The sequence below is a fragment of the Kingella kingae genome (genome assembly GCF_900475905.1).
In the GTDB taxonomy this organism is placed as follows: domain Bacteria; phylum Pseudomonadota; class Gammaproteobacteria; order Burkholderiales; family Neisseriaceae; genus Kingella; species Kingella kingae.
Genome location: NZ_LS483426.1, coordinates 1032639 through 1047046, shown reverse-complemented (window position 1 = coordinate 1047046; position 14408 = coordinate 1032639). Strand labels below are relative to the sequence as shown.

The window sequence follows — 14408 nt, the reverse complement described above, 5'->3', positions numbered from 1 at the left end:
CAAATGGAATGTGCAGGCTGCTTTTTATCGTTGTCGCGCTTTAAATCGTGGATTGGATTTGCAAATCACATACACTTTGCCGCGGCGGCGTACAATTTGACAATCGCGATGACGTTGTTTCGCGGCTTTTAATGAAGACAAAACTTGCATTATTTACCCTTTCTAAACGCAGACACCATGCCTGCAAAACGTTGATTAAACTGGCTGGCGCGGCCTTCTTTGTGGTGTTCGCGCTGTTTGCCTGTGTAGGCTGGGTGCGATGCCGATGACGTATCCACATAAAACACGGGATAGGTGTTGCCATCCGTCCATTGACGTGTTTGATTGGTGGGCGCACACGAGCGAATCAGCCAACCTGTTTCCGCACTGCTGTCAAAAAACAAAACTGTCCGATAATTTTCGGGGTGAATATTGGGTTTCATACCGTTCTCCTTGTAAAGATGTTATGGTATAACAATAATCACAGATTTGCAAGTTGTTCTCAAAAAGTGCAGGCTGCTTTGTTCCGCTAAAACCGATTTTTCCACTCACGCAACGCGGTAAACACGGCAACATCATCAACCAAGTCCGCTTGATAATGTTCCGCCACACGCTGCTGCACTTCGGGCAAATGTACGCGCAAAAATGGGTTGATTTGCTGCTCGTGCGCCAACGATACAGGCAAAGTCGGTGTGCAGGCTGCTTTTGCTTGCGCGACGGCAATGTGCGGATTGTTCGGCTCAATGTGCGCGGCAAAACGCAAATTGCTGGCGGTATATTCGTGCGCTGGATAAAGCAAGGTGTCGCTCGGCAGGCGGGCAATGCGCTGCAAACTGCGATACAGCCATTCGGGTTGGCTATCGGGGAACACGCGCCCACAGCCAGCCGAAAACAGCGTGTCGCCACAAAAAACGTGCAGCTGCTCGTCATCGCGCAATAAATAGGCAAGATGATTTGCCGTGTGTCCTGCAATCTGCCAAACGTCTATCTGTTTGTTTTGCCAACTTATTTGACTGTCTTCTTGCACAATTTGCGTTGCCGCCGCAATATCGTGTGCGCCAAACACTTGGCAACGCGGAAAAGCAGCCTGCAATGCCGCAATGCCAGCCGTGTGGTCGCCATGATGATGCGTAACCCAAATTTGCACCAGTTGCAAACCGTGCTGCTGCACATACGCCAACACAGGCTCGGCTTGCCCTGCGTCAATCGCAATCGCTTCGTTGCCTTGTTGCAACAGCCAAATATAATTGTCGTTCAGCGCAGGAATGGGAACGATGTGCAGGCTACTCATCGCGCTTGCTCCATTAGCCAAAATTGCAATGCAATCAAGGTTTTCGCATCGCAAATATCGCCCGATTGCATGGCAGCGTGCACTTGTTCGGCGGTAAGCAATTCTACTTCCAGCAATTCATCTTGGTCGGGTTGCAGGCTGCTTGTAGGCGTGATGTTGATGGCGCGATACAAATGCAACACTTCATCGCAAAAACCTGGGGCGGTGTAAAACGAGATTATTTTTTCTACTTTTTCCGCTGCATACGGCGTTTCTTCGCCCAATTCGCGCAAAGCACATTGCACTGGGTCTTCGCCATCGTCCAGCTTGCCTGCTGGAATTTCCAACATATCGCGTCCTGCTGCGTGTCGCCATTGACGCACCAACACCACACGGTTATCGGGCGTAATCGCCAACACGCAGGCTGCCCCAGGGTGGCGAATCACTACGCGTTCGTGTTCGCTGCCATTGGGCAAACGAATTTGGTCGCGGTTGATTTTGAGAAAACCACTGTGGTCAATCGGGCTGCTGCTGATTAGGGTTTCTTGTAGGTTCATGATTTTTTCCCTTGTTGATTGAAGTGGTTGAGTGCATTGTGTCGCACCTATGCACCCTGTTTCCATGCCAAATTAACTTTTTCCTTCTTTAACGACAGATTATTTTGTTTGATGACAAAATCCATGATTTGATACATGGAATCTATAAAATAGTCGTCCAGATGATTAAACATTGTGATGTCTTACGCTATCAGCCCATATTGGTCTTTGTCCACAAGAGGCTATAACAAAAATGTTGGTTTGCCAGCCCCCATTTTGCTTCTTTTTTATTGGGAATGGGAATGCCTGCGTAACAGATTTACTCTTTGCTTGAAGGATAAGTATAGTGAATTAAATTTAGATTAGTCCTGCACTTGATTGACTTTAACTTATCGGGATCAAGACCGCCGACCTACGCGCTCATTATTTCGGTAACACAAACTCTTTCAAGCACGCTAAACACAAACAGAATAAAGCGAGCTGCCAAACCAATTTAATCCATTCACCAAAATCCAGTTCGTCGTTTCCCCAAATGCCCGAACCGCTTATCACATAATGCAACAACAACGACAAAAAAGTCATGCCAAAAGATTGTAAAAATGCGATGCCAAACTCTCTTATCATGATGATTTTCTCTGCTATTCCGTGCGAATGGCTTCGGGCGACACGCGGCGCATTTGCCAATGTTGTATGCACCACATCAATAAATCCGCCAAATGATTGACTTCGGGCGCAGGCGGAATCTGTAAATAGTGCATGACTTGGCGCAACAGTTGTTCGCGCTGGGTCAAATCCAAAGCTGGGGCGAGCGTTTGCTTGCTCCATTTTTGTCCGTGTTGATTGGTGAGCAGCGGCAAATGGGCGTAATGCGGTGTGGGCAAGTGCAGGCTGCTTTGTAGCCAAATTTGACGCGGCGTGGACACGAGCAAATCTTGTCCGCGCACAATGTGAGTGATGCCTTGTTCAGCATCGTCCACCACAACGGCGAGTTGATACGCCCAAAAACCATCGGCACGCAGCAGCACAAAATCGCCAATGTCGTGGGCGAGATTTTGGGCGTAGCTTCCGACTATTGCATCATCAAAGGCGATGATTTGGTCGGGAACGCGCATTCGCCATGCAGGCTGCTTGGACGGATTTTGATGTTGGGGCGATGGCGATTGGGCGCACAAACCGTTGTACACAAAACCGTCCACGCCCATTTTGGCGGCGGCGTGCCAATCTTTGCGACTGCAATAGCAGGGATAGGCAAGCTGGCGCGTGATTAAGTCGTTTAAGGCGGCGCGATACAGATGATGGCGTTGGCTTTGATAGACGACTTCGCCGTCCCATTCCAAGCCAAATTGTTCTAGCGTGAATAGGATTTGACTGGCTGCGCCTGCCATTTCGCGTGGTGGGTCTAGGTCTTCCATGCGAACCAGCCAGCGTCCGCCATGGGCGCGTGCGTCTGCATACGATGCCAACGCGGTTAGCAGCGAGCCGATGTGGAGTAATCCTGTGGGGCTGGGGGCAAATCGTCCGATGTACATGATGATTATTGTTTTATTGAAATTTTGGATATTCAGCTATTTCATTCCCTATCCTGTGAGAGAGGGTTAGGGAGAGCGAAAATCGTGGTATTCCAGCGATATTAAATTGCTATCGTACCAAATTGCCTCTCCTCTCCCAAAGGAGAAGGAACAGATTGCAGGATAGCATCAAGTCGGCAACTGCGTCATAAATTCACTACCAACGCCTAATTCGCTGCGAATGTGCAGACTGGCTTGGTGGTTGGCAAGCGCGTGTTTGGCTATGGCAAGCCCCAAGCCTGTGCCACCATTTTCACGGCTGCGTCCTGAATCGGCGCGATAAAAACGGTCGGTCAAATGCGGCAAATGTTCGGGCGCAATGCCTTTGCCTGTGTCTCGCACCGAAAATTGCGCCAACGGTGGCTTATAGGGATTGGGGTTGGCAATGCGCTGTAAACCGATGTGGATTTGACAACCTTCGCCTGCGTGGCGCACCGCGTTAAACACCAAATTGGACAAGGCTTGATACAGCTCGCGTTCTCGTGCCAGCAGGTTAATATCGGCTTCAATGTCGGCGATGATTTGGTGTTTACCTGCTGACAAGCGTTGCGCGTCTTGCACAATTTGCTGCACCAAATCGCTGATATTGCAGGCTGCTTTGGGCGCGGTTTGCTGCTGCGGGTCTTCCAAAGCCGACAGCGTCATCAAATCGTGAATCAAATTGAGCATACGCTGACTTTCGTTTTGCATGAGCGCAACAAATTGAGCGCGTTGTTCGCTGGGCAAATCGGGGTAATCGGCAAGCGTTTCCAAAAAGCCGTTGATAACGGTGAGCGGTGTGCGTAATTCGTGCGACACGTTGGCAACAAAGGCGGTGCGCGTGGCTTGCAACTGTTCGGCGCGGCTAATGTCTTCGGCAATAATCAATTCCGATTGCTGCATAAACGCGGTGCGAATCAGGCGAATATGGCGCATTCGTCCGTTGTCTTGGTTGAGCGTAAAACGCAATTCTTGGGGATTAGACGTACAGGCTGCTTGCAAAAACGCTTGGCAATCGGCGTTGGCAATGTGTTTATGCAACGCGCTGCCGAGTGCGTGTTCGGGCGACAGCGAAAAATAGTCAATGGCAAGATGATTAAACCATTGAATGCGCCCGTTTTTGTTGAGCAACACAATGGCTTCGGGCATGGATTCGGCAGCGGCTTGAAAGCGTTGCACGGTGCGATGTAGTTGAGTGCGATGTTTGCGATTAACGCGGTCGCGGCGATGAATGTCGGACAAAAGTTGCACCCACAAGCCGTGTCCATTGGTAAACGAAATGGTTTGGTTGGGCGATTGAGTATGCAGGGCGCGTGTAAATTGACGTATGCCGCGCAAATTGTGATACAGCCACAAAGTGGTGCAGGCTGCCCACGCAATCGCCAAGCCCAATGCGCCATACAAAGAAAACGCCAGCGCACACACCGTTGCCGCGAGCAACACGCGCACCCAAATGTGAATGGAATAGGGCGACATAGGCTTACTCCATCACCGAAAAACGATAGCCGCTGCCACGCACCGTTTGAATGTAATGCCCAATATTGGCGGTTTCCAGCAGGCGGCGCAATCGCCCGATTTGTGTATCCACCGTGCGTTCTTCCACAAAAGCGTCTTCGCCCCAAACATGGTCTAGCAACTGGCGGCGGCTGAACACGCGCTCGGGGTGTTGCATTAAAAAATGCAGCAATTTGAATTCGCTGCTGCTGCATTCCAAGTGCAGGCTGCCTGCGTTCACGCGCTGTGTATCGGGGTTGAGCTGCAAATTGCCCATTTGAATCAGCGAAACAGGCAAAGCAGCCTGCACTCTGTGGCGCAATCGGGCGTGGATTCGCGCAATCAATTCGCGTGGCGAAAAGGGCTTGGTCAAGTAATCGTCTGCGCCTTGGGCAAAGCCATGTTCTTTGTCGGCATCTTCGCTGCGTGCAGTGAGCAAAATAATCGGCAGCGCGGCGGTGGCTGGCTGGGCGCGAAGTTCCGCTATCCACGATACGCCATCGCCATCGGGCAACATCCAATCCAGCAGCAATAAATCGTGCCTTTGTTGCGCGATGAGTTCCCGTGCAGCCTGCACATGGCTGGCACATTGCACGTCAAACCCCGCTTGCTGCAACGAAAACGCAATCAGCGTTTGAATCGGCATTTCGTCTTCCACCACCAAAATTCGCGTTTTATTCATAAAACGAAGATTCTCCATTTGGGCGCGTTTTAAAGCGTTTGTGCAACCAAAAATACTGTGCAGGCTGCTCTAAAACACGCGCGGCAATAAAATCGTTCATGCGCTGCGTGTCGGCAACAGGGTCTGCACTAGGGAAGTCGTCCCACGCAGGATAAAAGCGCAATTGCACCGTGCCATCGCTTTGGCGCGTGGGAATGGCTGGAATCACTTTGGCATCGGTCATTTTGGCAATGCGCGACAAGCCTGTAATCGTAGCGGTTTGCACGCCCATAAAGTCCACAAAAATAGAGTCTTTTACGCCAAAATCTTGGTCAGGCAAATACAAAAACGGTGCGGCACTTTGGCGAATTTGTTTGATAATGGCGCGTAGTCCTTCGGTGCGTCCAATCAAAAACACGTTGTCGTAACGATGTCGCCCACGCAAAATTTGCGCGTCCAATTCGGCATTTTTTTGATGTGAATACACGCTAATCAGCGGCACATCTTGGTTGAGCGCGTACACCGCCGCTTCAAACGCGGTAAAGTGCGGATAGAGCAAAATCACTTTTTGATTCGCCGCCAACGCATCGTCCAAAAAATGTTTGTCTTGATAGCACACCGCTTGGCGCAAGGTGTTTGCATCGCCATACCAATATCGCCCGTATTCCAAAATCAACAACGCCATGTGATAAAAATGTTCGCGCAAAATGGTGCGGCGTTCATCGTCCGACAAATGCGGAAAGCACAGTTGCAGATTTTTTTTGCCGATTTGGCGACGCGGCACAACCAAGGCATAGCACAACCAGCCAAAAAATCGCGCCAAAACGCGCAGGCTGCTGTGCGGCAAATACGACAAAAGTCGCAAAAAAATAAAAGCCAATTTCATCATAAAAAGTTCGGGTTATTCGCAGCCAAGATTTTGCGCCACCGCGTCAAAACTACGGTTGAGCGCGGTACAGGCTGCTTCATCTGGTTGTTGGCGCAGCGCGTCTTCGCGAGCCGTTTGATTTTGCAAACGCAATTCGTTGGCATCGTCGCCCTGTTTGGCAAAACACGCATCGGCGCGTTGATAATATTGCTCGCACACCGCGTTGAGTGGCGGCAAATGGCTGGTGCTGGACGCACTTTGTGGCGCAGGCAAGGGCAAAGATTCGGGCGCAGAAGTCGGCATCGTAACCGTCCATTCGTTTGCCACATCGGACGCACTGGCGTTTTGCATCGCCTGCTGGCTGGTTTGCAAAATGTTTTCACGCGAAGCCACATTCAGCAGCTGTTCCGCCACCACCGATTGACTGGCGGCTGGGCTGCTGCTGTGGTTAGATTCGGGCGATGTTGTTTCGCTGGGCGAACACGCTGCCAGCAAAAAGCAGCCTGCACTTAAATAAACAAAAGATTTCATCATCAAAACAAAGTACGAACAGCCGCCGCAATGTTGTCGGCGCGCATAAAGGTTTCGCCAATCAAAAACGTGTGAACACCGTGCGATTGCATGAAATCCACATCAGCCTTGCCCGCAATGCCGCTTTCGGTTACGACAATTTGCCCAGCCAAATGCGGCAACAGCGCGATGGTTTGCTGCAAATCCACATCAAACGTACGCAAATTACGGTTGTTCACGCCGCGCAAAGGCGTGGTTAGGCGCGTGCATTTTGCCAACTCGCTTTCATCGTGCAATTCCAGCAACACCGCCATGCCCAAGCTGTGCGCCACTTGCTCCAAATGCAGCAAAGTGGCTTCGTCTAGCGCAGCGGCAATCAACAAAATGGCGTCCGCACCCCACGCACGCGCTTGATAGACTTGGTATTCGTCAATCATAAAATCTTTGCGTAACACAGGCAGCGACGCGACGGCACGGGCTTGACGCAAATAATCGGGCGAACCTTGAAAATACGGCTCATCGGTCAGCACCGACAAACACGCCACGCCTGCGCTTTCGTAGTCTTGGGCATGTTGCGCAGGGTTAAAATCAGCACGAATCAAGCCTTTGGACGGACTGGCTTTTTTGATTTCGGCGATAATTGCAGGCTGCTTTGCTGCGTGTTTGGCACGAATGGCAGCGATAAAATCGCGCACAGGTTCGGCTTGTTGCGCCAGTTGTTTCATAGCTTCCAAAGAGATTTCGGTTTTTTGTTGCGCGACTTCTTGCGCTTTGGTGTGCAGGATTTTTTGCAGAATGTCGGACATGAGCAGGCTTTCTGTTGTTGGTGTGATAGAAATTGCAGGCTGCTTTTTATGTTTATAGTGAATTAAATTTAGATTAGTACAGCGTTGCCAACTCCCTTATGTACTAGATGTACACGGCGGTCGTTGTCGCCTTGTCCTAATCTAAATTTAATCCACTATACAAAGCAGCCTGCACATTAATTATTCAATGCTGTATCCATTCAAATATTGCACACGCTCGCGAGTTAAGCGCGTATCGCATTGCATTTGCAAATATTGGCTTTCGGCTGCGCTGCCACCTTTTGCCGCCGCATTGCGACAAGACACGTTCTTTTTGCTTTCCCAATCGCGCTGTTCGGCAACCAAAGTTTGCTGAATATCGGGCGAAATTTTGCGCCACGAATTTTTAATCGCTTGGTCGGCAGCTGCGTTGTCTCGATTCGCTTGGTTGATGTCGTTTTGGCTGACACGGCTTTTTGGCTGCGTGGGCGGAGTTAGAATTTCGGGTGCAGATGCCGCCGCAGGTTTGGCTTGACGCGCCATTTCTTCTGGGCTTGGCGGTGCTGGAATGTCTTCGCTAACAGGTGCAACTTCCACCGCTTGCGGTTCAGAAGCAGCCTGCACTTCTTGCGGTTCGTTGAGTTTTTTCAACGCCTGTTCGCGACTCATGGTTTTGCCGTTTACTTCAATTTTGGCTTTGATGCTCGCTGGCAATAAGGCATCGGCAATCAAAGTCGCCACGTTGTTCAAGGTGTTATCGCTTGGCATAATGGTTTGATTGTTCAAAGTAAAACTAAATGGCACAACCAATTTGTTGCCGTCAAACTGAACGTTGCTGCTTGTGGTTTTGTCGCTAATCCATACAACAGGGTCGGCACTTTGCAGCAAAGGCGCGAATTTTTTGGCTTGCGCGACAACATCTTGCGGCAAAGTAATATGCACTTGCGTTTGGCAAGCGTTAAGATTGGGTTGTGCTGGGTCGATAGTAATATCCAACTTGTTGGCAATCGCGGTCAGTTGTACAGCATCTAGCCAATTTGCGTTTTCCGATTGCATTAAGCGGTCATTCTGCCCAATGGTTTGCACCATGCTTTGTTTGATTTGTTGCGCTAATTCAGGATGTTCGCATACTTGAACGGCTGGCGCAGAAGCGGTTGATGCGGCAGATGCTACGCTGGCGGCTGGTGCAGATTTGTCTTGATGACACGCTGCGAGCGATAACACCGCCCATAATGCAGTATAAAAAACGGTTTTTTTCATGTGAAATGACCTGTGGTTTTGAAAAAAATAGCCGTTATCATAGCAAAAATAGAGTTTAAGGGCTACAAAAAGCAGCCTGCACTTTTGGTTAGCGCGATTGCATCACAACGATACCCAGCACCGCCAAAAGCAGCAAAAGTGCCACTATCAGCACGAACAAAATCAACCAAACGGCGGATATTCGTTTTTTGGTTCGCCATTCTTGGCGCATTTGTTGAATCGCATCGTACAGGCTGGATAGCAATTCGCCGATACCAGTTAATAAATCTAGCATGATGATTTTCCTTTTCTTAAACAGTCTTTTGGTATGCAACAGGAATTTTAGTATGAATAGACAAATTGGCTGCTATTTCACAATAGCAGTCAATATAATAGTCAAACGATTGTTTTTGAATGATAGGTCTTATTTAAATTGATATTGCGCCCATCTTTGCTAAATTTTTTCCAACTGACCCGATTGTTTCAGATTTTGCAAACCTGCGTTGATTTTGGCTAACAACTCAGGTTTGTCTTTATCCACAGCAAAAAACCAAATCGGTATTTTCTGCCACGCTTTGCGCTTTTAACGGCTGCACAATAAGTTATATGGCGGATAGTTCGGGTCAGAGCCAATAACGATGACATCTTTGGCTGTGGGCGCAGCGCTGTTTGTCGCTGGTGCAGAAGCAGAATTATCTTTTTTACTTGTATTTTCGTTAGTGCAGGCTGCAATAGACAAGACAGCCATACAAACAGTACATAATTTCCAATTGAATAGCCTTTTTAAAAAATCCTTATTATTAGCAATTATAGATATGATTTTTATAAACTTATTGGTTAATCGCCCAATAAGGTTGCAAATCGCCAAAAGCAACTTTACAACTGTGGCATAATACTCCTTTTATTCATTCTGCAACATATAAAGAAAGCTACTATGACACAAAAACGAAGAATCTTGGTTACTTCCGCCCTGCCCTACGCCAACGGCTCAATCCATTTAGGACATATGGTTGAACATATCCAAACCGACATTTGGGTACGCTTCCAAAAATCACGCGGACACGAATGCTATTACTGCTGCGCGGACGACACGCACGGCACGCCAATCATGCTCGCCGCCGAAAAACAAGGCATTACCCCCGAGCAAATGATTGACAAAACCCACGCCGAACATTTGGCAGATTTCACAGGTTTTGGCATTGGCTACGACAATTATTACTCAACCCATTCGCCTGAAAACAAAAAATATTCCGAACAAATTTACTTGGCACTCAAAGCCAACAACAAAATCGCCAGCAAAAACATTAACCAACTGTTTGACCCCGAAAAACAAATGTTTTTGCCCGACCGTTTTGTCAAAGGCGAATGCCCCAAATGCCGCGCCCAAGACCAATACGGCGACAACTGCGAAGTGTGCGGCACAACCTATTCGCCAACCGAATTGATTAAACCGTATTCCGCCGTGTCAGGTGCAACGCCCGTAATGAAAGAAACCGAACATTTCTTTTTCAAATTAAGCGAATGCGCGGATTATTTAAAACAATGGACTTCAGGCAGCACGGACGGCAAAGCGCATTTGCAACCCGAAGCACTCAACAAAATGAACGAATGGCTCAAAGACGGCGAATTGTCCGACTGGGATATTTCACGCGATGCGCCATATTTCGGCTTTGAAATTCCCGACCAACCGAATAAATATTTCTACGTTTGGTTGGACGCACCTGTGGGCTACATGGCTTCGTTCCAAAATCTTTGCGACCGTATCGGCTTGGATTTTAACGAATTTTTCGGAAAAGACAGCCAAACCGAAATGTATCATTTCATTGGCAAAGATATTTTGTATTTCCACGCGCTGTTTTGGACGGCAATGCTGGAATTTAGTGGACATCGCGCCCCGACTGGCATTTTCGCGCACGGCTTTTTGACGGTGGACGGTCAGAAAATGTCTAAATCTCGCGGCACGTTTATTACCGCGAAATCGTATTTGGAACAAGGTTTAAATCCCGAATGGATGCGTTACTACATCGCCGCGAAATTGAATAGCAAAATTGAAGATATTGACTTGAATTTACAAGATTTTATTGCGCGTGTGAATAGCGATTTGGTGGGTAAATATGTAAACATCGCTGCTCGTGCAAGTGGTTTTATTGCGAAACGCTTTTCAGGCAGCCTGCAAGATGTTTCAGGCAGCAAATTGATTGCCCAATTAACCGAAAAATCGGAATCCATTGCCAACGATTACGAAAGCCGCGAATACGCAAAAGCCTTGCGTGAAATCATGGGTTTAGCGGATTTGGTCAATGAATATGTAGACGCGAACAAGCCTTGGGAATTGGCGAAACAAGACGGCGCGGAACAGCGTTTGCACGAAGTGTGCAGCGAATTGATTAACGCATTCAAGATTTTAACGGCGTATTTGTCGCCTGTTTTGCCGAATGTGGCAACGCAAGCGGCGGTGTTTTTGAATGTGGAAAAATTGGATTGGGCGCACACGGTTTCCACGCTGCCTGAAAACCACATCATCAACAAATATGAACATTTAATGCAACGTATTGAGGAAAAACAAGTGAACGATTTAGTAGAAGCGAACAAACAAACGATTCAGGCAGCCCCTGAAACCCCAGCAGCCACAAACAATGAATTTGCGCCAGTTGCCGAGCAATGCAGCTTTGACGATTTTATGAAAGTGGATATGCGCGTGGCGAAAGTGTTAAACTGTGAGGCGGTTGAGGGCAGCACGAAGTTGTTGAAATTTAGCGTGGATTTTGGTTTTGAGCAACGCACGATTTTCTCGGGCATTGCGGCGAGCTATCCGAACCCTGCGGAATTGAACGGTACAATGGTGATTGCGGTGGCAAATTTCGCGCCACGCAAAATGGCGAAATTTGGCGTGTCAGAAGGTATGATTTTGAGCGCGGCAGATAAAGACCATAATTTGAAATTGCTGACCGTCCACGAAGGTGCGCAGCCTGGCGATAAAGTGGGTTAAGTTTTAAGCTACTCAAAAAATCTAAAACAATGTGCAGGCTGCTTAATTATTCAAAAGCAGCCTGCACATTGTTTTTGTCTAACAATACCTTAAAACTTCGCTTCCAACGACACCGCAAAATTGCGTCCTGGTGCAGAGAATCGTTGGAGACCTGCGCCCGTTGCGTTATCAATTCGATTTACCGTACCAAACTCGCGAATGCTGCGCAAGCTATCCCAAGTGTAGTAATGCTTATCAAACAAATTGAACACGCCAGCACGCAAAGTCAAATATTTACCAAAAGTGTAATGACCGCTCAAATCCACTACCACATAATCGCGGCTGTATTTGGCATATGGCCACGGATTGGCACCGTCTTCATAGCTGTGGACGGTGTCTTCGGCTTTTTTACGCGCGGTGTAGCTGATATTAGTTTTAATGCTCCAACGGTTTTCTGGATGCACATAGCCCAAACCTACTACTGCGCCAAATGGATTGAGCGCGTTAATTGGGGTTTCGCTGCCATCTTCTTGTGTCGCATGACCTTTTAGATAGCTGGCTGTCCAACTCATAAACATGCCTTTGGGTAAACCAATGCTATCTAATTTCCACAATCCTGATAATTCTATCCCTTTGATTTTGGCAGAATCACGATTCACGTTTTTCCAAGTCGGTGCGCTGTAACCACGAGATTCGCGCTGCCTTGTTTTAGTATTGAAGAAAGAACCACTTTTCAGTCCAATATAAGCGAAATCAATAAAATCAGAATAACGCGTTTGGAAACCTGACAACAAAATATTGCCCCAAGCACCTTGATTGGACAAACCAATTTCAATATTGCGCGCTTTTTCTTGGCGCAATTTATCGTTTGCTTCCACCGTGAAATCGGGGTGCGGGAAAGCAAACCACATTTCATCGGTTGTTGGCACTCGGAATGCCGTGCCATATTTACCCAACAATGTCCAACCTGGAACAAACTGCCAATCAGCACTCACAGCATAACTGGTGGCATTGAATTTAGCTTGTGCATTTTCCAAACCTGCTTGACGCATGCTGTCCAACACTTTTTCGCTTGGTAGGGTTCGATTGGTTACCCAGTCACGGCGAACACCCAAACCAATGCGTAATGCCTTGCCAAAGTGGAAGTTATTATTCCAATAAACATGGCGTTTTTTGCTTTCGGCTTCCATGAACACTTCGTTATCCATATTGCCGCTGGTATAAACTGTTGGCTTAAAGGCACGAACCGTATGGGCATAATTGTCGTTTTGGTTGGTAGCTTTGCTAAAACCTGTGCCATAACTGGTGCTCCAAGTTACATTGCCAAATTGCATATCCTTATTGGCTCGGATTTGACCTTGCGAGGTGCGTTGGTCAATGCGGCGGAATCCGTAGTAAATATCCGAATTAACGCCTTCTTTCCATGTAACAGGAATGTCCCACGTCATCGTGCTCATTTGGATTTTTTGTCGGTCGTAACTTAGTTCCAACTTATCCCACAAGCCGTTTTCCATGCGATTTTCGTATTGAACGCCTGTACGTTTGATATAGGTTACATCGTTGCGCTTTCGCATATCCGCATTAACAGGGCTGCTACCCGTAAAGTCCGCCGCCCACACATTAGACAACTCATCGGTTTTGCGATCCATACGGTAGTCTTCATACATCCAGCTCAAATAATTGCTATCGTTAAAATGATAGCCTGTTTTAAATAGCGTGGCTCTGGACACATACGCCTGCGGGTCGGTTCTGGAACGGAATTTACCCAACGAGCCAAACTGACTGGCAGAGCCTTTTCTTCGAGTAGGGTCCCATACGGTTTCTCTGAATTTAACATTGTCGGTTGCACCATTGTTATTATTGCGCAACTCATGACCTTGACGATGCGTGTAAACAAAACGCGCATCAAAACCTTTGAGGTAGCCTGCCACGTCAATGCTGCTCACTTTGCCTTTGTCTCGCCCTGTGTAGCCTGTTTTTGCACCTAGATAGAGAGGTTTATCTTCGTTCACTACTTCTGTTGGCGATTTAGTTTTGTAATTAACCGAACCACCCAACGCACCACTACCCGAAGTAATGGAATCTGCGCCTTTTTTGATGCTCACTTCGGAAATATGTTCCAATTCATTGGCATTACGATTGGCATTGTAGTTACCATACGCACCGTATAATTCTTGGAAACCTTCGGAAGAGCGGCTTTCTGCTTGCGCCAAGCCGTCAATATTTACTGCCACGCGGTCTTTGTCTACACCGCGAATTACGAAACCATTGGTGCTACCACGTCCACCTTCAACCACGCTAACCGCAGGGTCATAGCGCACTAAATCGCGCATATCTTGCACCATGTTTTCGTCTAGCATTTTGCGTTTGGTGGTAGTTTCGCCCAATTTGGCAGGTGTGCGAGAACCGCGCACTTCAATCGTTTTCAAATTGCTTGTTTCATCTGCCGCCATAGCAGGAAAAGCCGACAGCACCAATACTGTCATCATGCCTAGTTTAAACGGTTGTTTCATTTATTCTATTGCCTATGTTTAGGTTAAATCACATCAAA

Annotated in this window: 16 protein-coding genes; 2 read left to right on the top strand and 14 right to left on the bottom strand. The window is 47.9% G+C overall.

What is annotated here, in order from left to right:
* Positions 1-24: 24 nt before the first annotated feature.
* The 13 genes from ykgO to DQN52_RS05620 all read right to left on the bottom strand — a co-directional run bounded on the left by ykgO (position 25) and on the right by DQN52_RS05620 (position 9184).
* Positions 25-150, bottom strand: coding sequence for a type B 50S ribosomal protein L36 (ykgO, locus tag DQN52_RS05680; RefSeq protein WP_003785754.1), 126 nt, complete (start codon positions 148-150; stop codon positions 25-27).
* Positions 150-422 (bottom strand): type B 50S ribosomal protein L31, encoded by a 273-nt coding sequence (locus tag DQN52_RS05675; protein WP_003785753.1) that lies wholly within the window; start codon positions 420-422, stop codon positions 150-152. Before DQN52_RS05675 ends, ykgO begins: the two co-directional genes overlap by 1 nt.
* An 86-nt stretch (positions 423-508) precedes the next feature.
* The gene (gene gloB, locus DQN52_RS05670) at positions 509-1270 is read right to left on the bottom strand and encodes a hydroxyacylglutathione hydrolase (protein ID WP_003785752.1); all 762 of its coding nucleotides are present in this window, start codon (positions 1268-1270) and stop codon (positions 509-511) included.
* Positions 1267-1806 carry an NUDIX hydrolase gene (locus DQN52_RS05665; RefSeq protein ID WP_003785750.1) on the bottom strand — a complete coding sequence of 180 codons (540 nt, stop codon included), beginning with the start codon at positions 1804-1806 and terminating at the stop codon, positions 1267-1269. The genes gloB and DQN52_RS05665 overlap by 4 nt, the downstream gene beginning before the upstream one ends.
* Before the next feature lie 402 nt (positions 1807-2208).
* The gene (locus DQN52_RS05660) at positions 2209-2409 is read right to left on the bottom strand and encodes a hypothetical protein (RefSeq protein ID WP_003785746.1); all 201 of its coding nucleotides are present in this window, start codon (positions 2407-2409) and stop codon (positions 2209-2211) included.
* 14 nt (positions 2410-2423) lie between these two features.
* Complete coding sequence (gene gluQRS / locus DQN52_RS05655; RefSeq protein WP_003785744.1) at positions 2424-3314, bottom strand: tRNA glutamyl-Q(34) synthetase GluQRS; 891 nt, start codon at positions 3312-3314, stop codon at positions 2424-2426.
* Between the two features lie 168 nt (positions 3315-3482).
* Positions 3483-4808: a phosphate regulon sensor histidine kinase PhoR gene (phoR, locus tag DQN52_RS05650; RefSeq protein ID WP_003785742.1), complete on the bottom strand. Its 1326-nt coding sequence runs from the start codon at positions 4806-4808 to the stop codon at positions 3483-3485.
* Positions 4809-4812: 4 nt separating this feature from the next.
* On the bottom strand, positions 4813-5508 hold the full coding sequence (locus tag DQN52_RS05645) for a winged helix-turn-helix domain-containing protein (RefSeq protein ID WP_003785740.1): 696 nt from the start codon (positions 5506-5508) through the stop codon (positions 4813-4815).
* A complete protein-coding gene (locus DQN52_RS05640; protein ID WP_032827668.1) occupies positions 5501-6373 on the bottom strand; it encodes a lipid A biosynthesis lauroyl acyltransferase in 873 nt (290 codons plus the stop codon). Before DQN52_RS05640 ends, DQN52_RS05645 begins: the two co-directional genes overlap by 8 nt.
* Before the next feature lie 15 nt (positions 6374-6388).
* Positions 6389-6889 (bottom strand): putative periplasmic lipoprotein, encoded by a 501-nt coding sequence (locus DQN52_RS05635; protein WP_032827615.1) that lies wholly within the window; start codon positions 6887-6889, stop codon positions 6389-6391.
* On the bottom strand, positions 6889-7671 hold the full coding sequence (gene trpC / locus DQN52_RS05630) for an indole-3-glycerol phosphate synthase TrpC (RefSeq protein ID WP_003785737.1): 783 nt from the start codon (positions 7669-7671) through the stop codon (positions 6889-6891). Before trpC ends, DQN52_RS05635 begins: the two co-directional genes overlap by 1 nt.
* A gap of 180 nt (positions 7672-7851) precedes the next feature.
* Positions 7852-8910, bottom strand: a complete 1059-nt coding sequence (locus DQN52_RS05625; protein ID WP_003785735.1) for a lysozyme inhibitor LprI family protein — start codon at positions 8908-8910, stop codon at positions 7852-7854.
* A gap of 88 nt (positions 8911-8998) precedes the next feature.
* The gene (locus tag DQN52_RS05620; protein ID WP_003789747.1) at positions 8999-9184 is read right to left on the bottom strand and encodes a hypothetical protein; all 186 of its coding nucleotides are present in this window, start codon (positions 9182-9184) and stop codon (positions 8999-9001) included.
* A 343-nt stretch (positions 9185-9527) separates the two neighbouring features.
* Here DQN52_RS05620 and DQN52_RS05615 point away from each other — a divergent pair, with 343 nt between their 5' ends.
* Together DQN52_RS05615 and metG are read left to right on the top strand one after the other, a co-directional pair.
* Positions 9528-9782, top strand: a complete 255-nt coding sequence (locus DQN52_RS05615; protein ID WP_111694429.1) for a hypothetical protein — start codon at positions 9528-9530, stop codon at positions 9780-9782.
* A gap of 41 nt (positions 9783-9823) precedes the next feature.
* Positions 9824-11878: a methionine--tRNA ligase gene (gene metG / locus DQN52_RS05610; RefSeq protein WP_032827613.1), complete on the top strand. Its 2055-nt coding sequence runs from the start codon at positions 9824-9826 to the stop codon at positions 11876-11878.
* 89 nt (positions 11879-11967) lie between these two features.
* Here the strand turns inward: metG and DQN52_RS05605 are convergent, their stop codons facing one another.
* Positions 11968-14370 carry a TonB-dependent hemoglobin/transferrin/lactoferrin family receptor gene (locus DQN52_RS05605; RefSeq protein WP_003785727.1) on the bottom strand — a complete coding sequence of 801 codons (2403 nt, stop codon included), beginning with the start codon at positions 14368-14370 and terminating at the stop codon, positions 11968-11970.
* Between the last annotated feature and the right edge of the window lie 38 nt (positions 14371-14408).